At 36.4% G+C, this 25,806-nt stretch carries 26 protein-coding genes, 1 pseudogene and 1 riboswitch; of the genes and pseudogenes, 4 read left to right on the forward strand and 23 right to left on the reverse strand.

Annotated features, from left to right (window positions below):
• Positions 1-142: 142 nt before the first annotated feature.
• From TX86_RS13720 to TX86_RS13730, 3 genes are all read left to right on the forward strand, one after another.
• Positions 143-1,072, forward strand: a complete 930-nt coding sequence (locus tag TX86_RS13720) for a Ppx/GppA phosphatase family protein (RefSeq protein ID WP_052343671.1) — start codon at positions 143-145, stop codon at positions 1,070-1,072.
• Complete coding sequence (gene ppk1, locus TX86_RS13725; RefSeq protein WP_042349346.1) at positions 1,047-3,224, forward strand: polyphosphate kinase 1; 2,178 nt, start codon at positions 1,047-1,049, stop codon at positions 3,222-3,224. The genes TX86_RS13720 and ppk1 overlap by 26 nt, the downstream gene beginning before the upstream one ends.
• Before the next feature lie 154 nt (positions 3,225-3,378).
• Positions 3,379-4,197 (forward strand): MBL fold metallo-hydrolase, encoded by an 819-nt coding sequence (locus TX86_RS13730; RefSeq protein WP_042349347.1) that lies wholly within the window; start codon positions 3,379-3,381, stop codon positions 4,195-4,197.
• Between the two features lie 118 nt (positions 4,198-4,315).
• Here TX86_RS13730 and TX86_RS13735 read toward each other — a convergent pair whose 3' ends face one another.
• Positions 4,316-5,938, reverse strand: coding sequence for an ABC1 kinase family protein (locus tag TX86_RS13735; RefSeq protein WP_042349348.1), 1,623 nt, complete (start codon positions 5,936-5,938; stop codon positions 4,316-4,318).
• 464 nt (positions 5,939-6,402) lie between these two features.
• Positions 6,403-7,545 carry an MFS transporter gene (locus tag TX86_RS13740; protein ID WP_042349349.1) on the reverse strand — a complete coding sequence of 381 codons (1,143 nt, stop codon included), beginning with the start codon at positions 7,543-7,545 and terminating at the stop codon, positions 6,403-6,405.
• Positions 7,546-7,634: 89 nt separating this feature from the next.
• Here TX86_RS13740 and yeiL point away from each other — a divergent pair, with 89 nt between their 5' ends.
• Positions 7,635-8,306 (forward strand): transcriptional regulator YeiL, encoded by a 672-nt coding sequence (gene yeiL / locus TX86_RS13745; protein WP_042349350.1) that lies wholly within the window; start codon positions 7,635-7,637, stop codon positions 8,304-8,306.
• A gap of 116 nt (positions 8,307-8,422) precedes the next feature.
• Here the strand turns inward: yeiL and TX86_RS13750 are convergent, their stop codons facing one another.
• The 21 genes and pseudogenes from TX86_RS13750 to TX86_RS13850 all read right to left on the reverse strand — a co-directional run bounded on the left by TX86_RS13750 (position 8,423) and on the right by TX86_RS13850 (position 25,671).
• Positions 8,423-8,749 (reverse strand): DUF2680 domain-containing protein, encoded by a 327-nt coding sequence (locus TX86_RS13750; RefSeq protein ID WP_042349351.1) that lies wholly within the window; start codon positions 8,747-8,749, stop codon positions 8,423-8,425.
• Positions 8,750-8,862: 113 nt separating this feature from the next.
• Positions 8,863-9,537, reverse strand: coding sequence for a C39 family peptidase (locus tag TX86_RS13755; RefSeq protein ID WP_042349352.1), 675 nt, complete (start codon positions 9,535-9,537; stop codon positions 8,863-8,865).
• A 390-nt stretch (positions 9,538-9,927) separates the two neighbouring features.
• Entirely contained in the window at positions 9,928-10,650 is a 723-nt protein-coding gene (locus TX86_RS13760; protein ID WP_042349353.1) for a 3-ketoacyl-ACP reductase, read from the reverse strand.
• Between the two features lie 91 nt (positions 10,651-10,741).
• Positions 10,742-11,206 carry a hypothetical protein gene (locus tag TX86_RS13765; RefSeq protein ID WP_042349354.1) on the reverse strand — a complete coding sequence of 155 codons (465 nt, stop codon included), beginning with the start codon at positions 11,204-11,206 and terminating at the stop codon, positions 10,742-10,744.
• Between the two features lie 222 nt (positions 11,207-11,428).
• On the reverse strand, positions 11,429-11,764 hold the full coding sequence (locus TX86_RS13770) for a nitrous oxide-stimulated promoter family protein (protein ID WP_042349355.1): 336 nt from the start codon (positions 11,762-11,764) through the stop codon (positions 11,429-11,431).
• Between the two features lie 249 nt (positions 11,765-12,013).
• Positions 12,014-12,448 (reverse strand): precorrin-2 dehydrogenase/sirohydrochlorin ferrochelatase family protein, encoded by a 435-nt coding sequence (locus TX86_RS13775; protein WP_230203619.1) that lies wholly within the window; start codon positions 12,446-12,448, stop codon positions 12,014-12,016.
• 13 nt (positions 12,449-12,461) lie between these two features.
• Positions 12,462-12,688: pseudogene (locus TX86_RS13780) on the reverse strand (ATP-binding cassette domain-containing protein); the annotation flags it as partial.
• Positions 12,681-13,385 carry a cobalt-factor II C(20)-methyltransferase gene (locus TX86_RS13785; protein ID WP_042349358.1) on the reverse strand — a complete coding sequence of 235 codons (705 nt, stop codon included), beginning with the start codon at positions 13,383-13,385 and terminating at the stop codon, positions 12,681-12,683. The gene TX86_RS13785 and the pseudogene TX86_RS13780, both read right to left, overlap by 8 nt.
• Entirely contained in the window at positions 13,378-14,166 is a 789-nt protein-coding gene (locus TX86_RS13790; RefSeq protein WP_042349359.1) for a sirohydrochlorin cobaltochelatase, read from the reverse strand. Before TX86_RS13790 ends, TX86_RS13785 begins: the two co-directional genes overlap by 8 nt.
• Complete coding sequence (gene cobA / locus TX86_RS13795) at positions 14,163-15,659, reverse strand: uroporphyrinogen-III C-methyltransferase (protein WP_042349360.1); 1,497 nt, start codon at positions 15,657-15,659, stop codon at positions 14,163-14,165. The genes TX86_RS13790 and cobA overlap by 4 nt, the downstream gene beginning before the upstream one ends.
• A gap of 20 nt (positions 15,660-15,679) precedes the next feature.
• Positions 15,680-16,435 (reverse strand): precorrin-6A reductase, encoded by a 756-nt coding sequence (cobK, locus tag TX86_RS13800; protein WP_042349361.1) that lies wholly within the window; start codon positions 16,433-16,435, stop codon positions 15,680-15,682.
• The gene (gene cobJ, locus TX86_RS13805) at positions 16,432-17,157 is read right to left on the reverse strand and encodes a precorrin-3B C(17)-methyltransferase (protein ID WP_042349362.1); all 726 of its coding nucleotides are present in this window, start codon (positions 17,155-17,157) and stop codon (positions 16,432-16,434) included. Before cobJ ends, cobK begins: the two co-directional genes overlap by 4 nt.
• Before the next feature lie 58 nt (positions 17,158-17,215).
• Positions 17,216-18,265 carry a cobalt-precorrin 5A hydrolase gene (gene cbiG, locus TX86_RS13810; RefSeq protein ID WP_042349363.1) on the reverse strand — a complete coding sequence of 350 codons (1,050 nt, stop codon included), beginning with the start codon at positions 18,263-18,265 and terminating at the stop codon, positions 17,216-17,218.
• Positions 18,252-19,001 (reverse strand): cobalt-precorrin-4 methyltransferase, encoded by a 750-nt coding sequence (locus TX86_RS13815; RefSeq protein ID WP_042349364.1) that lies wholly within the window; start codon positions 18,999-19,001, stop codon positions 18,252-18,254. Before TX86_RS13815 ends, cbiG begins: the two co-directional genes overlap by 14 nt.
• Positions 19,001-19,567, reverse strand: a complete 567-nt coding sequence (locus tag TX86_RS13820; RefSeq protein WP_042349365.1) for a decarboxylating cobalt-precorrin-6B (C(15))-methyltransferase — start codon at positions 19,565-19,567, stop codon at positions 19,001-19,003. The genes TX86_RS13815 and TX86_RS13820 overlap by 1 nt, the downstream gene beginning before the upstream one ends.
• Positions 19,557-20,162, reverse strand: coding sequence for a cobalt-precorrin-7 (C(5))-methyltransferase (locus tag TX86_RS13825; RefSeq protein WP_042349366.1), 606 nt, complete (start codon positions 20,160-20,162; stop codon positions 19,557-19,559). Before TX86_RS13825 ends, TX86_RS13820 begins: the two co-directional genes overlap by 11 nt.
• Positions 20,159-21,280, reverse strand: coding sequence for a cobalt-precorrin-5B (C(1))-methyltransferase CbiD (gene cbiD / locus TX86_RS13830; protein ID WP_042349367.1), 1,122 nt, complete (start codon positions 21,278-21,280; stop codon positions 20,159-20,161). The genes TX86_RS13825 and cbiD overlap by 4 nt, the downstream gene beginning before the upstream one ends.
• A gap of 13 nt (positions 21,281-21,293) precedes the next feature.
• Positions 21,294-21,926, reverse strand: coding sequence for a cobalt-precorrin-8 methylmutase (locus TX86_RS13835; protein ID WP_042349368.1), 633 nt, complete (start codon positions 21,924-21,926; stop codon positions 21,294-21,296).
• A 21-nt stretch (positions 21,927-21,947) separates the two neighbouring features.
• Positions 21,948-22,904 (reverse strand): adenosylcobinamide-phosphate synthase CbiB, encoded by a 957-nt coding sequence (cbiB, locus tag TX86_RS13840; RefSeq protein ID WP_042349370.1) that lies wholly within the window; start codon positions 22,902-22,904, stop codon positions 21,948-21,950.
• On the reverse strand, positions 22,895-24,259 hold the full coding sequence (locus tag TX86_RS13845) for a cobyrinic acid a,c-diamide synthase CobB (protein WP_042349371.1): 1,365 nt from the start codon (positions 24,257-24,259) through the stop codon (positions 22,895-22,897). The genes cbiB and TX86_RS13845 overlap by 10 nt, the downstream gene beginning before the upstream one ends.
• A 163-nt stretch (positions 24,260-24,422) precedes the next feature.
• A riboswitch (cobalamin riboswitch) is annotated at positions 24,423-24,628 on the reverse strand.
• A 152-nt stretch (positions 24,629-24,780) separates the two neighbouring features.
• Positions 24,781-25,671 (reverse strand): GHMP family kinase ATP-binding protein, encoded by an 891-nt coding sequence (locus TX86_RS13850; RefSeq protein ID WP_042350490.1) that lies wholly within the window; start codon positions 25,669-25,671, stop codon positions 24,781-24,783.
• Positions 25,672-25,806 lie beyond the last annotated feature (135 nt).

Raw genomic sequence — 25,806 nt, forward strand, 5'->3', positions numbered from 1 at the left:
TCTCTTTTTGCATATTAAATTTTTACGCACATTAACAAAAACCAAACATTATCTTCACAAATAGAGGGTATTATAAACGATATAATGAAAGTTATGAAAAAAAAACAAATTATTAAACATTTGAACGAAAAGAGGTATAAATATGATTTACGGCATAATTGACGTTGGCTCTAATACCATCCGGCTCAATATTTATAGCTATGAAAATGACAACGTAAAATCCATCCTACATAAAAAAACAATAGCTGGTCTAGCTGGATATGTAAAAGATGGTTACCTATTAACAAACGGAATCAATACAGCTTGTGAGATTATTAATAACTATATAAATATATTAGAAAATTTCAAAATTAATAACATATTCATCTTTGCCACTGCATCATTTCGTAACATTGTAAATACAGATGAAGTTGTGCGGGTTATTTATGAACAAATTGGTCACCGAGTTGATGTCATAACTGGTGAAGAAGAAGCTAAACTTGACTTCATTGGAGCAACTCATGCTTTACAAGTAACCGACGGTATGATGGTTGACATTGGTGGAGGTTCTACCGAACTCGCTTTCTATAATAATGCAAAAGTAACTTTAGCAGTTTCCTTACCTATCGGCTCATTAAGTCTTTTTTCGAAACATGTAAACAAACTATTCCCAAAGAAAAAAGAAAAACAAGCTATGAAAGAAGAGATTCTGTTTGAATTAACAAAGCTTGGACTCGATGAGTTACAACCAATTCCGACCATTTGTGGTGTTGGCGGAACCATTCGTGCAGCCAAAAAGTTAAACAATGAGCTTTTTGAAATGAAGCAAAGTCTTACAATGGCAGTTGATAATATTTCAGAAATACTACCACTGTTGCATAAACCCGAAAAGCAAACGTTGCATCGACTTTTACAAATCGTTCCTGATCGAATTCATACCATTACCCCTGGTCTACTTATTCTTCATACGATCGCCGAATATTTCGGAAGTGAAACGATTCATGTAAGCGGATATGGAGTAAGAGAAGGTTACCTATACAGTAAAGTCTTAAAAGAAGGTGAAGAACATGGTCAAAACGAAAGTACATCATGATTTAAGCTATACCCAAAACCGAGAACTTTCTTGGCTGAAATTTAATCAACGAGTTCTTGATGAGGCTTTTGATGTGTCCGTTCCACTTTATGAACGTTTGAAATTCGTTTCAATTTTCGAAAGCAATTTAGACGAATTTTTCATGATACGAGTTGGTAGCTTAACAGATTTAACACTTTTAAAAGGCAATCGTGTAGATAACAAAAGTGGTTTGACACCAGCTGAACAGTTAAAGAAGATATTTAAAGCAGTGGCACCGTTATATAAACAAAGAGATCAGGTTTTCACTGAAATTACAGAGCAATTTCGTAAAGAAGATATATATCATCTTGGTATGAAAGATTTAAGCGGATCAGAAAGAAAATTTGTTGAACAATATTTTGATACGTATATTATGCCAGTACTGTCACCACAAATTGTTGACTTTCATCACCCGTTTCCGCATTTGTCTAATAAATCTTTACATATCATCGTTACGATCAAAAAGGAAGATACAACATCATTCGGAATCATACCAGTTCCGCAAAGCTTACCAAAGGTTCTCTTCCTTCCTGGAGAAAATGTTCGTTATATTCTGATGGAGAAAATCATCTTTGAATATACAAATAAAATTCTTGATATGTTTGAAGTAACAGACAAAACTATTATCGCTGTTACCCGAAATGCAGATATAAGCCCTGAAGATGAAGTATTTGCTGACGATGATGACTATCGACATCATATGAAAAAAATTCTAAAAAAACGAAGACGTCTCGCTCCTGTTCGTTTAGAGGTACAAAACGAAGCAAGCCATGAATTGCTTGAATATTTACGTGATCGACTGAACATTGAAAAAGAGCAAATTTTCAAAAGTAAAGCTCCACTTTGTATGTCTTATGTGTTTTCATTAGCAGATAAGTTTCCACTTGAAAAGGTACGAAAACTATCCTATCCTGCCTTTGAAGCACAACCTTCATCGGCAGTCAATAAACGTGAAAGCATGCTTACACAGGTTCGGAAACATGATGTGATTCTACATTATCCTTATGAACAAATGGAATCCTTTCTACGAATGATTAAAGAAGCAGCCTATGACGAAACGGTTATTTCTATCAAAATCACTATCTATCGTCTCGCTAACAATTCTAAGCTTGTAGAATATTTAACTGAAGCAGCGGATAATAATAAAGACGTTACTGTATTAATGGAGCTACGTGCTCGATTTGATGAACAAAACAATATTGATTGGGCAGAACGTCTAGAAGAAGCTGGCTGTAATGTCATCTACGGTTTCGAAGGCTTTAAAGTTCACTCGAAAATTTGCTTAATTACCCATTGGGATAATAATAAAGTACAGTATGTAACCCAAATCGGGACTGGTAATTATAATGAAAAGTCTGCCAAGCTTTATACCGATGTAAGTTTAATAACCGCCAATGAAGAGATTGGAAACGATGCAGCAAACTTCTTTAAAAATATGGCCATTTCTAACTTAGATGGTCAATATGATCGTTTATTAGTTGCACCAACAAGCTTAAAGCCAGGTATCGTCGCACTAATAGATGAAGAAATCGCAAAAACAAAACGTGGTGAAGAAGGACAAATCATTATGAAGATGAACTCTCTCACCGACCGTGAAATTATAACAAAACTATCTGAAGCATCTTGCGCTGGAGTAACAATTAAACTCATCATTCGTGGAATATGTTGTCTTGTACCACAAATTAAAGACAAAACTGAAAACATAACTGTTGTAAGCATTGTAGGAAGATTTCTAGAGCATTCTCGTATTTATTGCTTTGGTAAGAATAGCGATACACAAATATATATTAGTTCAGCTGACATTATGACACGTAATACTGAAAAGCGTGTTGAAATCGCCTGCCCAATTATCGATGATAATGTTAAAAAGCGCATTATCGATATTTTAGAAGTGCAGCTACACGATAATGTTAAAGCTCGTGTTTTGCAAGCAGACGCTCAATATGTCAAACGATCAGGTTCAGAATATACTGCAGTCGACTCACAAAGCTATTTCATGGAAGAAGCTCTTAAAGCCACTAAAGCAAAAGAAGTTGAAGTCGAGCTTGAAGAAGAACAAAAAGCCATTACAGAAGAAAGTCCATTACGAAGAGCATTGGATAAACTTCGCGGGATTTTCAGTAAACAATAATCCTATTTAACACATACGAAGGCTGTCTAACAAGTGTTGCAATCATTTGTTAGACAGCCTTTTGATTTTATAAATCTCGGTAAAACACACAAAAATTGAATGAACATTCACTCACTTTTGTGTTATGATAACTTAAAAAGACTGGAGGTAAAAAATGTTTTTTCAAAAAAAGATAGAAAAAGGAACGATTGGCGATGTTGCATATGCTAATGGCTCAATAAAATTTCAATCGGTTAAACTAAATGTCTATGCTTATGTCATAGATGGGATTGCTATTGATGCAGGGGCGCAATCATTGGCAAAACAATTTGAAACATTTTTTGATGAACAATCCATTGATGCCTTATATTGCACCCATATACATGAAGACCATACTGGTTGTGCGGCATGGTTCCAACAACAGCGAAACATCCCTATTTTTTTACCATCCATTTCATTACCCAATGCGCTAAAAAAAGGAGATTATCCTCTATACAGACAAATTTTTTGGGGAAAGCGACGTGCATTTACCGCTAATCCTGTACCAGAGACATTTCAATCAAGATCTTACAATTGGAAAAGTATTTTCACACCAGGACATTCTGCTGATCACACAGCTTATTTAAATACCTCCACTGGACAGTTATTTTCAGGTGATTTATTCGTTCAAGTACGTACTAAGGTCATTATGGATTCAGAATCAATCCCACAAATAATAGACTCTATTAAACAAATTTTATCCTATGATTTTAAGGAAATGTTTTGTAACCATGCTGGCTACATTAAAGATGGTAAACAAATGTTTAAGGAAAAACTAGATTATTTGAACCAAATAACCTATGAGGTGAAGAAATTTAATCAGCAAGGTATGGATGTAGCAGCTATTCAACAACAACTATTCCCTCGAAAATATCCAATAACAAGCTTTTCAAGAGGCCAATGGGATTCCAAACATATCATAACCTCCATATTAAAAACACTACCTGTACGATAATTAAATAGTTCCATAGCATCCCCAAGAGAAAAGAGAGAAGTTATGGAACTTCTCCCTTTTCACAGTAAAACAGACCTATTATTGGACGAAACTCTGTTCACCTAACTTTTCATGCTACCTATCCCCTCCGCTTTTCATGCATATACTTCATCCATTTTCTTTGTTTATAACTACAAATTACATAACCAATAGATGTGATAGCACTTAGACCAACGGACAAATTCCAAATAAGCGTATATCTCGTATAAATTCCAACTACTATACCTATTAATCCTAATATTAATAACTGAAAGAATCGCTGTTTATTATTTTCATATAGAGTAAATTGAAAGTTTCTTCGCTGTTCTATTTCCTTTAACTGCTCCAATTTCTTCGGGGAATCTAGAAATTCAGTAATTGAATGAATGATTTTGAAAACAGGCTGTGACTGAAGCCATTGCCATACAAATGCCCATTTATTATTGCCTTGCTTCTGTAGCCATTCCATAAATACAGGCTTCGCTAACTCAATAAGTTCTTCATCAGACGCCAAGTGAAGAATGATTCCTTCTATAGTAATGAATGAACGTCCTAAAAAAACAAATCTCGTAGGCACTTGAATCGGTAAAGCTTGAATTAAATCATTCATTTCTAATTTCAAAGCCATTAAATCCGTTTCCTTCAGTTGAGCAGGTTGAATCGAAAGAAATTCAGCCAACAATCTTTCCATCGTTCTTGTATCTGCTTCAGGTAATAGGAATCCAAGATGTGACAAGCAGTCTACAGCTTTTGTATAATTTTTTGAAAGAAAACTTTCTATTAAACCTTGAAAATAAGTGGCATCTTTTTTTGATATTTCTCCTATCATTCCAAAATCCAAAATGATAATTTCTCCCTTTTTAGAAAGAAGAAGGTTTCCTGGATGAGGATCTGCGTGAAAGACGCCAGGTTCTAGCCACTGTGGAAGAAATACTTTTATAAGTCTTTGAGCCAACTCCTGACGACTTATTCCTACTTCATCCAAACCTTCCAAATTGGTCAACCTTATACCGTCCATCCATTCCATCACCAGTACATTTGATGTGCTGAGATTTGCATATATCTCAGGAACTCTCACGATGTCCATTTCTTTAAATCTTTCATGAAATACTTGAATCGTCTGAAGTTCCTTTGCATAATCAAGCTCTTGAAGAATGACATGCTTAAGTTCTTTAAATAAGACATTTAAATTAATGAAGCCTTTGGGAATAGGAGCAAAATGATTTGCGAACCAAATAACTATATGTAATATTCGGAAATCTATCCGCACTACTTCATCAATATGAGGACGTTTAACCTTAATGGCTACTTCTGTACCATCTAGTAGTACTCCTTTATACACTTCCCCTATTGATGCAGATGCAATGGCACTTGTTTCAATAGAAAGAAAATGTCGCTGAAAAGCTGTTCCCCATTCTTTTTCAAGAATTTCTTGAATCTCATTCCAGCTAGAAGGAGGTACTTGATCGGTAAGATCTTCAATTTGACGAATAAATGCTTGTGGCAGCAAATCAGCACGTGTACTTAAAATCTGACCAATTTTAATTAACAAACCCTCTAATTCAAATAACGTTTTCCTAAATCGTTCTCCTATTCTTCCCCATAATTGTTCCCAGTCTGCCTTTGGCTTTCTTCGAATTTTATACCAATACAATTGAAGGAAGATTACTAAAAACATAGAAAGTACCTTATATATACGAACTAGTTTACTTTTGGTTTTCATCGCCGTTTATCTCATTTCCACTAGTAGTTCATTCCTTATTTTTACAGTATCATAAAGATAGTTCATTGTGAATGGCTTTATGGAGTCAAATGAAAAGTGGCTGAATTAAAGAGGGAAATGGATAGATTATAAGAAAAACCGTCACCGGTCTTTTTTGATTGATGCTTATGTTCCTTGATTTACTCCCAATCAAAAAAGAGCTATGCGGCAATATTGAAATGCTGAAGTGACCAGTTTAGCCCCGACCAGCATAAGACGGCTCGCTTAAGAAATACGCTTTTCATTTCTAAAGCGAGATGGCTTATGACTCGAGGGGCTGGTCGCCGAAGCTAGACAACATTGGTAAGACGAGCTGTTCTTGAAAACCCGCACTTGGTTTTCAAAACAGGTTGGCTTATTTCCAAGCATAGCAGGTGTAAGGTTAGACAACAAAAAGACTGTCGGGTCATCGACAGTCTTTTTCTTTATGAGCGTGCTCGAAAACGTAATGATAATAAAAGTGCTGGAATCGTACATATAATCATTCCTAAAAATGCATATCCTGGTTCGATTTCGTATAATGAACCACCTAATAATGTTAAAATTGCTGTACTCCAGCTAAGTGCTAGTGCTGAGTATACACCTTGTGCATTTGGTATTTGATCTTTCGGCAATTTTTGCGTGATATAAAGGATAAATGCATAATGTGCAACACCAAATGATAAAGCGTGTAAGCTTTGAGAAATAACGAATACCCAGACATTTGGGAAGAAAGCGACAAGTAACCAACGTACTGTTGAACCTGCTGCCGATAATACTAGTAATGAAGCTGGTTTCCATTTTCCAAAAACATTATCAGCTTTTGCGAAGTATAGAATTTCAAATATTACACCTATATTAATAATCATCCCAATATAATATTTCGACACACCTAAATCCTGTAAATAAATATAACCGTAATTATAGTAAGATGCATGAGCACCTTGTAATAAAACTACGATTAATAGGACAAGTGGAAAGCCTTTGATATTCCATAAGCTACGAATAGAAAAGTTTGATTTCGTCTTCTCTGGCTTCACTAGTAGAACTTCTGGTGCTGCTGTAAAATTAAGCATGAGTAACATTGCAATGAGCATAATAATCATTACCCATAGAATAGCTGAATCACCAAAATATCCTGTAATAACACTAAGAATAAGTACTGAAATAATAAAGCCCAGCGATCCATAAGAACGACTTTTACCGTAATGAAGACGTCCATGCTGTACTAATATACCTGCTGTGCTATCAAGTGCCGGTAAAAGCGCTGGATAAAACATACTAAATATAAGTGTGACGGCAAACAGTGTTGTGAAAGAGTTTGCAGGAATGTAAAGAAGTGCTGCAAGAAGTGCACCACCTGTTAGCAACACAATCACTGTCTTGTTGCTCCAACGTCTAGAAGCTAGTGGAAACGCAAATAATGTTGAAGCCCCACGAGCAACTAATCCGAAACTCATAATTAAGCTTGCTTCTGAAACACTCAAGCCTTTTCCTTCAACTAGCCAGCCTGTCCAATAAGGAAGAAATACTCCCCAAGTCATAAAAAATATAAAAAAGTTTTGCGACATCCATCGCTGATTATTCATGTAAATCCCTCCGTACTCATTGCATCATAGCACGGTTTTTTCTACAATAATATGAGATATCTCATACTTTTCATTTATTGGAGGGAATAATGTATATTCTAACTGAACCTACACGCAGCACATTTATCGTAAAATACCCTATACAATCGATTTTTTCATTTCCAATTATTCAACATATCCAAGTGCATCAATTTGAACGAGGGGAATTTATTATTCAAGAAGGTTCATTTCCAAGGTATTTATATTATCTCGTTGAAGGAAAAGCAAAGATCTACCTCACACATCAAAACGGAAAAGTATCTCTCATTAATTTTATCCAACCTGGTACGTTCATAGGTGAAATGGAATTATTACACGAAACGTATTACTCCAAAGGTATTCAAACAGCAACGAAGGCTATTTGTTTTGCCATTCCCGTTCATATTTGCAAAAATCAACTATTGAATGATGCGAAGTTTTTGAAATACTTATGCACCTTTCTCAGTAACAAAGCAACCGCTATGACAGCAAAATATTCACAAAGCCTTGCTTACCCGCTCGAAAATCGGCTAGCAGAATTTATTTTACTTTCAGCTGATGATTATTTTTACAAGGAAAAACATAAAGAAGTCTGTGAGTACTTAGGGGTTTCATACCGCCATTTACTCCACGTATTCGCACAATTTCTTAACGAGGGTTATATTGAAAAAAGTGGTCGGGGTTATAAGATCACGAATGAAGAACAGTTAAGGCAATTAGCTACCACCATTCACTTAGTGTAGAAATCAACAAGGAGTATTCGAGAATTACGAACGCAGTAATCCATAGTTTTCACAAATAAAAGAAGTCAGTTCTACCTGTAAATAGCACTGACTTCTTAACCGACTTAATATCCTAATTAATGTTTCCCACTCTTATGAAAATGGTGATGTTTTGGCATTTGGAAGCCCATTTCTTCCATCTTTTTAAACTTTTGATCAAAGCGGCTAATCAGCTTATCTCCATCCTCTTTTGTCATTTGCCCAAACTCCACATATTTGCCAATTAGCTTTTTCTTTTGTTCAAGAATATTTTGATGAATCGCTTTCACTTCTGCCTGTTGTTCACTTGTCAGTTGTACCTTCTTCTGATCCACTACATTCTGTTGTTCTTCCGCAGAGGATAGAGATGTAAATCCTAAACTAAGTAAAGTAGCAATCATAAAAGACATAATTATTTTATTCATTTATTTAACTCCTTTCATTTGATTGAAATTATTTTTTTCTTTTTTAGTAAAAATATACATTTACATATAATAAAAAGCACATCCATTTCTACTAAATATGGATGTGCTTTTCATTATTTCTTCGCAATATACATCGCTTGGCTTCCCATTTGAACCCATGCTGCTTCAAAATCTGCACGATTTAAAGCAACATTTTTCTTCGATTTCATTGGATCATTTACATAAACGTACTCCTCATCATAGCCAGTCATTACGACACTATGCTGACGGTAAGTTACTTGCATGGTACCTTCTTCTGTTTCCCACGTTTTAAAATGATCATCTGATAATTCTTTAAATCTAGCATTTGTAATAACCCAAACTGGATAGCCTTTTCCAATAGCTTCATATAAAGCATCCATTGACTTTCCTGTCAAATTTTTCACTTTCCATTTTGGCGCATACGATTTAGCTAGGTCGACAATTGGTTCAACATATACACCTAGTCCGTCACGGTCTAGCGTATCTATCGCTCCAACAAATCCTTTATGCATATCTCCTTTTAAACCATTCTCTTCAAATGGTTCATGAGCAATTTCTTCAGATAAATCCATTTTGTCTACATCATATCCACTATATTGAAGCAACATTGCTAAGCTAGTTACTTCGCATCCTCTTGGAAGCTCTGGATATTGTAACACTAATGGTACATCTAATGGCGACACTTCTGTTTTCACTGTCCCACTTGAGAATATGCTACATCCTCCAAGGACAGCTACAATAATGATTATACCGATTAATTTTTTCATAACTAAGTTGCTATTAATCTCCCTCTAGTTTCTTTATAAAATGATTGTAACAAATTTTGATAAAACTTGCAGATTATGAATATGGTAATTCACTGCAAATTGATTTGCAATCTATCAACCGATAAAAAAACGAAGGTTCAATAACTAGCATGACATTAGAAGAAGTAAAAACATCAATCAAAAAAGACCGGTGACGGTTTTTCTTAAAAGATAAGAAAAAGTATATAAATTTGTGCTGTGTCTAGCTCCAGCGCCCAGCGACTAGTAGATTTCGCCCATCTCCCTACGATAAGTCAACATCGAATCGGCTATCGCCTCTTCGTGTTTCCTTTATCTCAGTCGAAGTGCTCCAATCTATACGTCGCCAAACGGGCGCTTGCGCTTTTCTTATTACTGTGGATTCGTTGTCCAAATACCTGCTGTTTTAATAAAAACACGTTGAGGCATTTGAAGCACAGATAGGATTAATTCACTTACATCTTCCGCTTGCATCATGCGATCTTCATCACCGATTTTCAGTCCAGCATTTACTGCTAAATCTGTAGCAACTGTACTTGGTGTAATAGCTGTAACGCGAACATTCGATTTACGAACTTCTTGCATCAATGATTCAGTTAAACCTAGAACAGCGAATTTAGATGAACAATATGCACTTCCTGTTGCAAAGCCTTTTTCCCCTGCAGTTGAAGAAACATTAATAATACTTCCTTCTTTTTGCTCAAGGATTGTTGGCAGTATTTTACGAGTTATATAATATGTACCCATTAAATTCACACGAATAATTCTTTCCCATTCTTCTGGATCCATTTCAAGAAGCGTTCCAAACGCTGCGATTCCAGCGTTGTTAATAAGAATATCTACTTTACCTAATTGCCCAATAACTGCTTCCGCTGCCGCTTCTGCTTCCTCTCTTACCGAAACATCTGCAGTTGCAAACACTGCTTTAATACCATATTCCTTCTCTAGCTGTTGACATAAAGCTTCTAACTCTGCTCCATTTCTTGCAATAAAACCAAGGTTTACACCTTCTTTAGCTAGTGCAATTGCAGTTGCTTTTCCAATCCCTTTATTAGCACCGGTAATTACAGCTGTTTTATGTTGAAGTTGTTGCATATGTATTCCTCCTCTAATTTGTGAAAACGCACAAAACAATGCTTTATCATTATATAGGCAGAATTTAAAATACATCAAATTTTAAAACTTCTTATACCCCAAGCTCTTCTGTCATTTTATTAATCTCTATTAAATAGGGGCTAATTTTTGTCTCCACTTCATTATATTTCTCTATAAAGTTAGGATCTTTATCATAAAGAGCCTTCGGAGCATAATCTATAAATGCGTCAATTTCTGAAATACTCTTCCCAACTAGCTCACGTAATTTTTCTAATTGTTTAGTAGGTCCTTCGTCTTCTTCTTTAAACTTTACTACAGCTTGATTAATAGGAGAAAGCTGAGATTTAAATTCTTTAAGAGTACCTTTTACATTTTCAGTTTTCATATAATATGAGTCATTTAATGCATCTGTTGCAACATTTAAATCGTTCAAAAGGCTTTCAACATATTCTCTTTCTTGAGCTTTTGATGAAGACTTCTCTTCTGCTTGGCTATTTGATGAGCAAGCAACTAGTAACATGCTCAAGCCTAATAGAATCATACATTTTTTAATCATAGAACAGGCTCCTTCCAAGGTTTATGTGAAAAAATGAGCATAATCATAAAATAATAATGTAGTACTCTTTAATTATATAAAAAAGATTTCTTTTTTTTCAAACACTTTCACAATTCATTGAAGAGTAAATATATCCAATTACGATCTGTTCACTTCCTACTATTTAAACGCAACAAAAAGGTTAATGTACTAAAAAAAGACAATGCTATCATTGCCTTTTTTCTATTTGACTTTATTCCTCTTTGGTAACTCTGGTGCTTTCTTCATTGTGTCTACAACATGCATCACTGCGAAATATGGATGTTTCAAAATCATCTTCGGTCCGCTCTTCTTCATAACCTCTTTAACGAATTCTTTCATATCCGGTTTATAGCAATGTATTTTACAATTTTGACATGCTGGTTTCTTTTCTTGAAATGGACACTTCGACAGACGAAAATATGCATATTCTTTTAATTTCTGACATTCTTCACATAAATTCTCTTGCTTATGCTCGTTTTTACAATACATGTCGATCATAATACTAATCGTCTTCTCTTCACGTTCAATTCGATTCAATGATTGTCCCCCCCTAGATGAATCTATCTACTTTAATTGTAGAATTTTTTGGAGGTGCTTGCATAAAATTTCATTAACAATTTTACCAAAAATTACTCTGCTCTATCTGGTGTTCATACTCCCAATTTAAAATGCAATTGTAAACAAGAACGTTTAAAGATGGTGGCTGAAACGAGCTCTCATAGAAAAAGAAAAGGCCACCAAGTATGTAAAATAAACACATTCCCAGTCTGTTCTTAATAATGTATTTTATTGTTCATTCAACCAGTCTTCCAACTTCATTCGTAATTGCTTTGCTCGACTAGGGCTACTTCCTCTTGTTGATACAGCAAAAACAGCGTCTTCACTTTCAACGACAGCCATATTATGAAAGCTTGACAGCTCCTGTTCACTCGTTATATTTACAAGCTGATGCGAAGCCGTATCGTTTCGCACTTGTCTATTTACTTCCACATTATCTGTACAAGCAAAAATAAGAAATGCACCTTCAAGATCACTAGCTTCATAGTTTTTTTGTTTCCATGTTATAGAAATTTCCGAAAAACCCTCTGCCAATTCCGGGCTAACAACTGTAACTTTTGCCCTTTCCTTCACTAGCCCCTTTGCTTTCCTAAGTGCAATTCGTCCCCCACCAACAATCACCACAAGTTTGTCAGTTACATCAAGCATAATTGGATACATCATAACTCCCCTTTATCTCGCAAATATGATAAATTAAATCAATATCATGATTTGATAGTAACACTTTTTTTCATGAGCCGCTAAGTTTTGAATGATTTCAATCATCTTTTCACGACCATCTGGATCAAGCCCTGCTGTTGATTCATCAAGTAATAGCCATTCCGAGTCTAAGACTAGAGCTCCTGCAATCGCGACGCGCTTCTTTTGGCCATAACTTACATATTGTACAGCTTTATCATGAAACAGCACTTCTCTTCACAATAATTGTAGAGAAATATGAAATTTTCTCTTCTCCTGTAAATTGACTCAAGTCTGATATAATTTGTTCAGATTTCATAGATGAATCACTAACTAAGGTAGCTTGCTCTAATAAGCCATACTTCCTCAATAGCTGTAACACCAAGGAAAAATCACTCGTTACTTTCATCAAAATAACGGCTGAGAAATGAGTGAGTGCTTGCTCGATTGCTTCAGATCCAACCGTACAAGGAATCACAGCAAGTGTTTCCTCATCCATCACCAATGGCATTCCAACACTTGAAGCAATATTCGAAAATGACGATATACCAGGTATTGTTTCCGTTTCAATATGACCTGCTAATAATTCCAACAAATAGCTATACGTGCTATAAATCATCGGGTCGCCAAGTGTGATAAAGCCAACATTATTGCCTGCTTTCACATCTTGTTCTATTTCCTCGGCAATATTTTGCCACGCTTTCATTTTTTCTGCTTGATTATAACTCATTGGAAAATGACGTTGTTTTACGATTAAATCAGATGGCAAGTATGATTCTACAATGGAGTACGCAAGGCTTTTACTGTTTTTCTTTGGCTCTGGTGTATATAAAATATCGCAGTTTTTTAGTGTTTGAACGGCTTTTACAGTAACGAGCCCAGAATCACCTGGGCCTGTTCCGATACCGTAAAACTTAGCCATGAAGAACAGCCTCCTTCTCAAGCGCTCTTGCAATACGGTTCACAAATTGAGCTTGAATAGCTGGATTCTCACCTAAGCCTTGTAAATAGCATACTGTTTCAAAGCCTTCTCCCATCAATTGTGTTTTCCAAGAATCCTTGTTATCTGAAGCCATGTCATTAATTGCATGGTCACCAGAAACAAGCATGAATGGCATAAGATGCACCTTCTTTTTATGGTCTTCTTCTAATTCAGCCATTATGATATCTAAAGATGGATAGCTCTCAACACAACCTAAATAAATCGGTGTATCTCGAAGCATATGATCCAGACAAGCATAAGCACTGAAAGAATAATGCTCAGTGCCATGCCCCATAAGCACTACTGCTTCATCACTTTGAAGAACTGGCATTTGAGAGACTAACGCTGCAATTGTCATTACATAATCATCGTAATTCTGTAATAAAGGCTCTCCAATAATTAGACGACTAAATTTATTTTGGAAGCTTTGAGCTTGAGTAATGATTTTCTCATATTCCTCACCATGAATGATGTGAAGAGATTGAATAATAACCTCTTCATAACCTAGTGACTCTAGCTTTAACAACGCTACTTCTACTGTATCAACATGAATACCATCACGCTTTGCTAATTTGTTAATGACCATATTAGATGTGAAAGCACGATACACATCATAATCTGGGAATGCTTCACGAATTTTATTTTCACAAGCACCAATCGTTCTTTCTCTTGTTTCAGCGTAGTTCGTTCCAAAACTTACAACTAATATCGCCTTTTTCATGCTAATACAGCTCCTTTAACATCATCTATTAATAGTTGAATGACTTCATCAATACTCGGTTTCTTTGCTTCTTGATGCACGGTAAATCCATTGTCTCTAATGCTTTGACTCGTCATTTGTCCAATAGAAAAAAGCTTTTTCTGAGCTAATACTTGTTGTTCTTCCTTCGTTAACACAGTTAATAAATTTTGCACAGTAGTAGAACTACCAAAACAAATGGCGTTATATTCTGCAAGATTGAATGACTTGCAAGTTGTTCGTACTTCCTTATAAAGCGGAAGTGGTGTAACATATGCATGCCTTGTTAATTGTTCTGCAAATGTATGAACCAACTCTTCACTCCCAACTAACAAAATATGCATTCCTCTTTGCCACGCTTCTCCCTGCAAATCTAAAAGTAGTTGCACTGAACGGCGTGGGCAGAATGAATCAGCTTGTATACCTTTTCCCTGTAAGCATTTCAGTACATCAATTCCAACAGCCACAATATGCAAATGTTGCAAATCACGACTATCCTTATCTTTTGCTAACAAGTTCTCAAAAAAATACTGTACACTTTCACTACTCATAAATATAAGCGTGTCATATGAACGTAAATTGGAAAAAGTAACATCTGATTTAGGTAGTGGTTGCTCTTGCACAGCAATTTGTGGATACTCTACTGCTTTGCCACCTAATTCTTCAATCTTTCTTGCTAACTTACTCTCGCCTGCTCTCGCTCTAGGTACAAGGATTTTTTGTTGAAATAAAGGTAACGACTCAAAGAAATTCAATTTTGGTCGTAGCTTCACTACATCTCCCACAACAATTAGTGCCGGATTATGAATACCTTTTTTCTGTACAATTTCATGAATAGATGTTAAGTCTCCTACTACTGAGCGTTGATGAGAACGTGATGCCCATTCAACAACCGCTACACTTGTTTCTGGTGAGCGACCATTTCTGATTAGCTTTTCACAAATAGCTTGCAAGTTGGTCATCCCCATTAAGAAAACAAGAGTGCCTTCTAAACGAGCAAGGCTTTGCCAATCTAACGGATCATGCCCTTTCTTTAAATGGCCTGTTATGACATGAAAACTTGATGCATAATCACGGTGTGTAACAGGTATGCCTGCATAGACTAGCCCACCAATCGCTGAAGTAATACCAGGAATCACTTCAAAGGGAATGCCTGCATCGTACAATACTTCACCTTCTTCACCACCGCGCCCAAATACGTATGGATCACCCGCTTTTAATCGTACAACTAACCCACCATTGCGCGCTTCATTAACCAAGATTTGCTCAATTTCCTCTTGTGGTATTGGATGATGCGATGGCTCTTTTCCTACATAAATCAATTTACATTGTGGCTTTCGCGCAGCTAACAGCGATGAATCAACTAATCTGTCATATACAATTGAGTCAGCACGTCGCAAAGTTTCCATTGCCTTTACTGTCAATAAACCTATATCTCCTGGACCTGCTCCCATCAAAACTACCTTGCCAGTCAACTTGTCGTCCTCCCTTGTCGTTAACTTGTATGATGATATAAATACGTTACGAGTTCATTCATGGAAGACACCACTTTAGGATAATCGAGCTTCGGCCTTTGAATAATAACGCAAGGTATATGAAGCTCTAAACAAGCCTCCACCTTTTCCTGAAAACCACCATTTCGTCCTGCTTCCTTCGTAATAACCACATCAGCTTTTGTAGCCTGAAAAATTGCTTTATTTAACTCTTTTGAAAACGGCCCTTTCATTGCCACAATTTGATCCGCAATCAACCCTAGTTGCTCGCAATGATGAATCACTTCTGTTATAGGTAATACTCTCGCAATTACATGTTTATCTGGTAATCTCTCTAAATAGTCAGCTAGATTTTTACTACCTGTTGTTAAAAAAATTCGCTCTCCTAAATGATTCGCTACTTTGCATGCAGCATCTAAATCCTCCACAACATGAAGAAGTTCATCTTCTCTTTCCTCCTGCGGTCGTTCAAATCGAATATACGGTATGTCCAATTCTTCACATACAGCCATCGCATTTATCGATACTTCTGTTGCAAAAGGATGTGTTGCATCAATCACTAAGGTGACTTCGTTTGATTTCATGAAATGTAGCATTTTATCTAGGCTCATTCGGTTTTGAATAACTTTTGTAGTATGCTGCTTTGTCACCTTACCACCATATTCTGTTGCAACAGAAACGACATATTGAAACGAATGCTCCTCTAAGTAATGACAAATTTCTAAACTATCAGATGTTCCTCCAAAAACGAGAATCATAGTGAATACCCACGAGGAGTGATCATTTTATTACCGGAAACATATGTCTCTTTATTTCCGACAATTACAAGCGTTGTCATATCAACTTCTTCATACGAAATGGCAGATAATGTCGTCATAATGATTCGCTCATCTTTACGCGCCACATCTTTAACAATTCCAACAGGTGTATCGGGAGATTTATATTGCATCATAATCTCGAACGCTGTTTGTAAATGATTCGCTCTACCTTTACTACGAGGATTATAAAAACAAACAACAAAATCTGCTTGTGCCGCCAATGCAATTCGTTTTTCAATAACTTCCCAAGGCGTCATTAAGTCACTCAGGCTAATATGACAGAAATCATGCATAATGGGTGCTCCAAGTCTCGCAGCAGCTCCAATACTTGCTGTTACACCAGCGATTACTTCTACTTCAATCTCTTGTTCTTCCTTTTCGACTAGTTCCAATATAAGTCCAGCCATACCATAAATACCCGCATCACCGCTTGAGATTACTGTGACATTTTTACCCGTTTTAGCGATTTCCACTGCTTGCTTACAGCGATCAATTTCTTTACGCATACCATTCTTAACTACTTCTTTTTCCACAAGCATTTCTTCTATCAGTCGAATATATGTAATGTATCCTACAATAACATCTGCTTTTTCGATGGCTTTAATTGCCTCTCCGGTCATCATATCCCGATTTCCTGGACCTATTCCAACTACATATAACATTCACTCACCTTATTTCTTTAAGTTTTGATTGTGAAACTAGAGCTTAGAAAATCCAGTATTACTGGTTGTATTTTGCATAGCCCATTGCCATTGTCATACCTTCCCATATATAACGGTCGGTTAACACATTACCATCGCAAGCTAAATGAACAGAAGATAACGCTACATTGCCAACACCTACTGTTTTTTGAACGAAATCTGACACAGGATAGTGATACGAAACTGTTTCTAATTGTGATGCTGTATACGTATGAAATTCACAATCCATAATTTCAGCTAATTTTTTAATAGCCGGTTCATCTTGCTTCACATCAATGCTGACAATCGTATGAAAAGCATGTGGGTCAATATCCCACTTCTCACAAAACATCGAGAAAGCAATCCTCATCTTGTTGAAATCCGTATTCTTTTTACAACCTATACCGAGAATACGTGTTTTCGGTACAACCTTGATAATTTTCGGAATATTAAACTCTTGAAGAGATAGGCGATCCCCAATATATACTAAAGCTTCTATATCTTTAGGAACTTCATCTAGCTCATCGATTATGATAAAACCTCTGCTATCTACGTCATACTCCGTGTCGTTATATAACCCTACTCGTTTATTCGAAGCTAACAAACCATTCACTAATTTCACATTTTCTCTAAAGTTCGGAATTCTTGCATCAATTTTTTGTGCAATATTATCAAGAGCAGCAACTTCCTGAACATCCGTAGCGGTTGTAATGACAGGATCACTATGCAATAACTTCGCTAGCTTACTAGTTAATTCATTTGCGCCACCAATATGTCCAGACAATAAGCTAATAACATGCTTCGCTTTTTCATCCATAACGACTACCGCTGGATCTGATAATTTATCCGTAATATATGGTGCAAGCGTGCGAACAACAATACCTGTTGCCATAATACAAACTAAAGCATCATACGTTTGAAAAAGCTGTTTCATACCTTCTTGAAAAGTAGGCTTTAAGTTTTCAGTTCCCTGTTGGGCTATTTTGTCACCAACATATATATCGCAATGCATATGTTGATTTACTTCCTTTGCAAGTAGTACACCATTTTCTGTTAATGCGACAACGGCAATACGTTTAACGGTATTCATGGGAAAACCCTCGATCATATAGTTTAGAATAATAGAATTCCTCACCTAAAAAATCGCCCACCATTATTAATGCTGTTTTCGTAATATTACTTACTTTCACTTGCCCTGCAATATCACGAAGTGTTCCAATTAATTTCTTCTCATCCGCCCATGTCGCTTTATAGACGACAGCCACAGGAGTATCTTCTGGATAACCACCTGCAATTAATTCCTCAACAACCTTCTCAATGCCAAGTACCGATAAAAAAATAACCATGGATGTGCGATGTTGAGCATAAGAACGTAAAGATTCACGAGCTGGCACTGGTGTTCTACCTTCCATGCGAGTAATAATGACACTTTGCGAAACTTCTGGAACCGTATATTCCACACCTAGTTGAGATGCTGCCCCTAAGAAAGAACTTACACCTGGCACACAATCAAAACTGATATTTCGCTTTTTCATCTCTTCTACTTGCTCACGAATGGAACCATAGATTGAAAAATCACCTGTTTGTAAGCGAACAACTTCTTTCCCTGCTTTCACACTAACTTCCATCACATCGATAATTTCATCTAAATCCATATGGGCACTGTTATGTATTTCACAATCTTTCTTGCAATACTCCAATAATTCTGGATTTACAAGTGAACCTGCATATATCACCACATCTGCTTGTTGCAATAAACGATAACCCTTCAGTGTAATTAATTCTTTATCTCCTGGTCCTGCTCCTATAAAATGAACGATGCCCATTAGTATTCCTCCCTTTTTTTACAACAAGATATAATATAAGTAGGGTTTTGAGGTTTAAAGAATGAGCCATTACCTAACTTCATTAACTTGGAAGCTTGTAACATAACTGTTTCTATTTCACTCCATTTTTGATCGTCTAATAGATTCAATGCTTCTTGTAAGTTTTCTAGTAAAATAAAGTTTAAAACAAGCCTTCCATCTGGAAGTAATAGATTGTGGCTCCACTCGATAATCTCTGCAAGTTTCCCACCACTCCCACCAATAAAAATTGCATCATAGGAATGGCTAAGCATAATGGGAGCATATGCCGAAATAATTTCTATATTACCTAATGCAAACTTACTTTTATTCAATTGAATAAGTTCTAATGCCTCTTCGTTACGCTCTAATGCCGTTACAGCAAGATTAGGATAGCGTGCAGCAGCTTGAATTGAAACACTCCCCGTACCAGCTCCGACATCTAAGAAGCGCTTCGCACCCTTTAACTGTAATTTATCAAGGGCTACTGCTCGTACTTCCTCTTTCGTCATCGGTGTTTTTCCACGGATGAACACATCATCTTTCATCTTCAATCACCACCACATTCATGTTGTAATTCTTTTCAACCTCAATTGGAGATAGACGATAAATTTTTTCATTAGGATAACTTACATTTTCTCCGATTATCATCCTCTTTCGAAGATTGCGCTTTGTAATTTCAACTGCAATTTCATAAGGTCCAATTTTTTTATCAGTGACCATCGCTACTTTCGAATGCGCTAACAAAAAATCAAAATCAGGTACTTTTCCATGGCTGCTACTTATGTATAAATCATTCATTGAAATACCCGCTTTCGCACATATATATTGAATCGAGCTTATACCTGAAATAATGGTCACTTCTTCAGGTCGAAAGCGCTCTAACACCCATTTGCCAATACCATATAAAAGCGGATCACCTGAAGCAAGCAAGACAAGATCCTTCATTATATGCTGCCTTAAAAATTGCTCTAATTCATCAAGCTTCTTTGGTAAAACCATCTGTTTGGCACTAGTTGTAGCAGGCACTTCTTGTAACTGACGAGAACTCCCAATGATGATGTCCGCACTTTCAAGCAATGAATAACCTTTAACCGTTAAATAGCCTGGATTTCCAGGTCCTAAACCTACAACTGTAATCATCGCCATTCCTCCATCAATTCTGTTACATCTTTCGTTGCCGCAAGTAATCCTGTTTCTGTTGAAAAAGTCACAACATCAATATCTACTTTGTGTGGACTGTACTTCAAAAACTGTTGTGAACGTTGCTGAATTTTCTCAGTAATCACCTGATAAACATATTCATAGCCATGTTGAGCAATGAGCTCACCCGCTGCTTCTGTTGTAAGGCAACTCGCTACTTGTTGTAATAATGATAATGGAGCTCCTAATAATGCTAAATTTGCAACTAGAATTTCCGCTCGTGCATCAGCATCCTTACTATATGTAGTGAAAATACCAGCCGATACTTTAACCAACTTACCAAAATGTCCTACCATTAACAGCTTTTCAAATTTCAATCTTTGTACTTCTTTGAGCATATAACCCACGAAGTTACTCATCGATACAACATAATCTTGATTAATCTTCAATGTATCTGTAACGAAAGCTTCTCCGTAATTACCAGGAACAAGAATGATTTTCTTAAAGCCTTGAGCCTTCTTCATTTCTAATTCAATAGATAACGACTTCTTCCATCCTTCATCAGACATTGGTGTCACAATTCCTGTTGTACCTAAAATAGAAATGCCACCTATTATACCAAGGCGACTATTCATCGTTCGTGTTGCTCGTTCTTCGCCTTCTGGAGCAAAGATTAGTATGTCTGCACCTCGTTCTTCACCAATAACATCTCGTACTTCCTTCGTTATCATTTGTCTTGGAACAGGATTAATCGCTGCTTCTCCAACTGGAACAGCAATACCTCTTTGAGAAACGCGCCCAATGCCAATGCCCCCATCAATCGTGATATTACCACTGTTATTTAACGTGACAGTTGCATGTATCATCATGCCATGTGTGGCATCGATATCATCTCCACCATCTTTTTGTACAGCGCATGTAGCCTTCCCTACATCAAATTGTTGATCTTCCACCGGAATTTTCAACTCTATACCATTTGGAGTAATTATCGTAACTCCAGCAACTCGTTCTTGCTCGATAATCATGGTAGCAGCCGCTTTTGCTGCGGCTGTTGCGCATGATCCAGTTGTATAGCCTTTTCGTAATTTCTTTCCATTGTAGTAGACGAAATCTTCCATAATGTTTCACCTACTACATGGAGTAAAGAATAGCATTGACAATTGCCGCAGCTACATTACTTCCACCTTTACGACCTCGGGCAACAATGGCTGGTATACCACTTTGTAGTAAATCTTCCTTTGATTCAGCAGCGCCAACGAACCCGACTGGAACACCAATGACAGCTTCAACCTCCAGTTCGCCTGCTTCAACCATTTCCATGATTTTATAAGCAGCAGTTGGCGCGTTCCCTAAAACAAATAGCTTAGGTCCTTCTTGTTGAGCAGCCAATTGAATAGCGGCCATTGAACGAGTTATTCCTGTTTCTTTAGCTATTGCAGCTGCTCTGTCATCATTAACAAAACAATTATAAGTACAGCCATATTGCTGTAATGCTCGCTTATTAATTCCACTCAGCGCCATATTCGTATCAGTAAAAATATGTCCGCCCTCACGAATAGTTTTACGAATTCTATCAATTACATCATCTTTAAAAACAAGTGTATGTAAATATTCAAAATCAGCAGATGTATGAATAACACGTTTTATGATTAACTCTTCATCTCTATTACGGAAACGATAATCAGGCTCTGTTTCTGTAATAATTTCTTGAATCATTTCAAAGCTCTTTTCTTCAATGGCTTTCGGATTTTTTATGTAATTCATGATGTCCTCCTTATTAATTGCCTATAAGAATCGCTCCACAAGCAAACGGATTGCAGAAAAGCAAAGTAATGCAATGAAAGAAGATGTATACAATAATTTATTCGTGAGTAATATATCCGAGATTGTGATGCTTCGAGAATCATCTCCAATATGCGGCTTTTCTACTAATTCGCCGAAATAATAATGAGCACCGCCTAACTGCAAACCTAATGCTCCCGCAACCGCACCTTCTGGAAAAGCACAGTTTGGGCTTTTGTGTTGCTTACGGTCACGCCACCCAATATGGAACGCATCACGCCAATTCAAACGTAAGAAAAAGCTAGCAATAGAAATAAATATCCACGTTAATCGAGCTGGAATATAGTTTACTATGTCATCTATTTTGGCTGAGAAATAACCGATGGAACGATATTTTTCATTTTGATAACCAACCATCGAATCTAATGTATTTACCGCTTTATATGCCATCGCAAGTGCGGGTCCACCAATTAATAAGTAAAATAACGGGGCTACTACACCATCACTCGCATTTTCCGCGACTGTTTCAACTGTTGCTTTTGATATTTCATCTCTCGACAATTCCGTTGTATCACGACCTACAATCATAGATAATTGTTTTCGTGCTTTTTCAATAGAACTTCGTTGTAACGTATACCATATTTTTCGCGCTTCATCACCTAAACATCTTGTTGCTAAAGTGGTATACGCTAAGTATATGGAAACAACCCAATACACAATGATGTTAAACTGCGCTAATTTGAGGATGCCCCATGTAATGAAATAAGTAAGCCCTACAATGATAATCCATAGGAACAGCCCACCTATCTTTAATTGTCTTTCCGTTTTACATACTTTTCGAATCGCTTTTACACAAATATTAATGCCGTTTCCAATAAAACGAACTGGATGAGGCCAATTAGATGGATCACCTATTATTAAATCTAGTAAATAAGCGATACCATAAATCATTACTTGCATTTCTTACTCCTCCCGATTTCTAACAAACGATATAATAATGATGGATTTTGATAGAAATGAATATGCAAGTAACTTGCTAATGTATTTCCTTCACAATAACCACCTGACCAGGTACTTACTATCTCTCCGTCTCGCTTTTTTTCCATTTGAAAACAAGTCGGATGATTACTTTCGAAAACAGAATGATGAAACTCATGGCCACGTATTGTCATTCCTTGTTTTCCTAATACTGTATCTTCGACCATCGTCGCTGTACAATAGCCAAAACTTCGTAATCTTTTTGTCATCTTACTTTCCCCTTGAAAAATACCAACCATCGAATACTGTTCTTCTTCAACGTGAAGTGTATTTCCTATATACATTAAGCCACCACACTCAGCATATATTGGCTTTTGTTGTTGATGATACTGCTTAATTGCTAGTTTCATTGATTTATTATCTGCTAATTGCTTCGCAAACATTTCAGGAAATCCTCCACCAATATACAGTACATCGCATTCAGGTAAACTTTCATCTTCAAGTGGACTGAATGGAATTAATGTCACGCCACATTTCTTCATTAAATCTAAATTATCTTGATAATAAAAATGAAACGCCTTATCATGTGCATAAGCTACACGCACATCAGAAAAATCAGGATAATAGCTTTTCGATTCTCCTTGAAGTGAAGGTTGTTCACTTATTGCTAACAATTTATCTAAATCAATATGCTTGTCAATTAAGCCAGCTAGCAAATCCCATTTACTCTCTAAATCTTGCATTTCCACATCTGGTACAAGACCTAAATGGCGTGATGGCAGGCTAATATCAGGCGTATTAGGTAAATAGCCTAACACAGGTACATCTGTATAACGTTCAATCGATTTTTTAATCAATTGATAGTGAGTTTCTGATGCAACACGATTTACAATAACACCTGCTATCATCACTTCATGATCTAATTCACAAAACCCCTTTACAATGGCAGCTGCCGAAGTAGAAATGGCTTTTCCATCAATCACTAGTAAAACGGGACATTGAAGTTGCTTCGCAATAGATGCACTACTGCAACAATCTTTATCTGTTCCTAAACCATCATATAAACCCATAACACCTTCAATAAAAGAAATATCTGCTCCTTCACTATTTTCAATAAATAATGAACGTAATACAACACTATCATTTATTAGATAGCTATCTAAATTTCGAGAAGCAACTCCTGTAATTGCTTCGTGATAATTGGTATCAATATAATCTGGACCTACTTTAAATGGTTGTACACGTAAATTCCGCTTCATCAACGCACGTAATAAACCAAGTGTCACTGTTGTTTTCCCTGATCCACTAGATGCCGCACCAATCATTATTCGCTTCATATGTTTCCCCCATGTAAAAGCTATTATATTTTAGCTCCATATAAAAAACACCAGACGCTAAAGTAAGTCTGATGTCATAATTAGGAACATAATTGTGAATTTCATTAAACAGAAACACACACAACGTTGCTATATTAGACAACTATCTCCCTTAGTAGTTGTAATAGCATACTATTATAAAGAAGGTCTCCTGACTTCGTATCATCCTACCAACCTACCTTCCCAAATCCCATTTGATTCAGTGGTTTATTAGGTTTTCGTCCACTTCACAGTAGTTAGGGCCTGTAGAGGATTTCCACCTCTTTCCCTACCTTTATATAGCTTTTATTATGTAATTATCGTATATATTCATTATAAAAGGACAAGACCGTACATACAAGGAGTCTAAGATAGACTATATCAATATAGCAATACCCTCCTATATACTTTCTCTACTAAAAAAGATGCGGTAAACATGGTATTACTATACCCCATTTATTTTGAAGTACACCAATAATATACTATTTTCATAAAATTTTATCCTATGATAATTGAAGGGTCACTCCTCCATATACAGAATGATGAAAATGATAGCGTGGATAGGCATCAAATATTCGCTTTTCTTCTAAACGATACAATAAATCTTGACGATTCATCTTCGCTTCATCATACATTAATCCAATGACGGTCCCGCTGTGTGCAACATTGATTCCTAACAAATCTGTCGTATCCACAACCTCTAATAATTCATTAAATTTCGGCTTTGGTAATATCGCTTGATTGACCGTTGCACTAATAGTAGCAGCTTCTCCTAACTTCAAGAGAGATTCCTCATTGATGGCTTGTTTATATAAAGAATATGCTTCTTCTAACTCAAGCGCCTGATTTTTATACATCTCCTGAACATTCCTGCTATGGAACTCTTCTGTTATTAATATATCTAACGGCTCCAGCACGAGCACACCAAAACGTGGAGACCATGAGGATTCCACCATAACTTTACCATGTATATGATCAAAAAGTGTCAGATTCGGAAAAATTGTACTATCCGTCGGTTCCATTGAAAGACAAATTGTCGCAAGCTTCTGTGGTGTCATAGTACAACCAAGTAACCGAGCCGTCGCTACAACTGTTGCTGCAACATCAGCTGTACTACTTGCCATTCCTTTTGCTATGGGAATCGTTGAAGCAATCGTTAAAGTAATAGGCGGCAGGCTCTCTATAGAAACATCATAATGCTTACACGTTGCATAAAACGCTCTCCAAGCCTTTGAATGACGAAGATTATTAACTAGATACTTATGTTCAAGTTGTTCTTCTAAAGTAACCTCACTATACCAATTGATTGGATACGAAATTAGTTTTACACTTCCCTCAATCCACCCTTGAATTAATTCACCACATGATGCAGGACACTTCGCCGTTACTTTCACCACTAATCAACTCCACTATTAATCTAACATCGTTCTTCTAATCATATCGTACATTTCCTTCTTTGCCCAATCGCGAAAAACTTCACACTAAATTACCTGTATATTCATAATGATTTCTTAACTAATTATTGATAA

The sequence above is a fragment of the Bacillus massiliigorillae genome (genome assembly GCF_000380245.2).
In the GTDB taxonomy this organism is placed as follows: Bacteria; Bacillota; Bacilli; order Bacillales; family DSM-1321; genus Bacillus_AD; species Bacillus_AD massiliigorillae.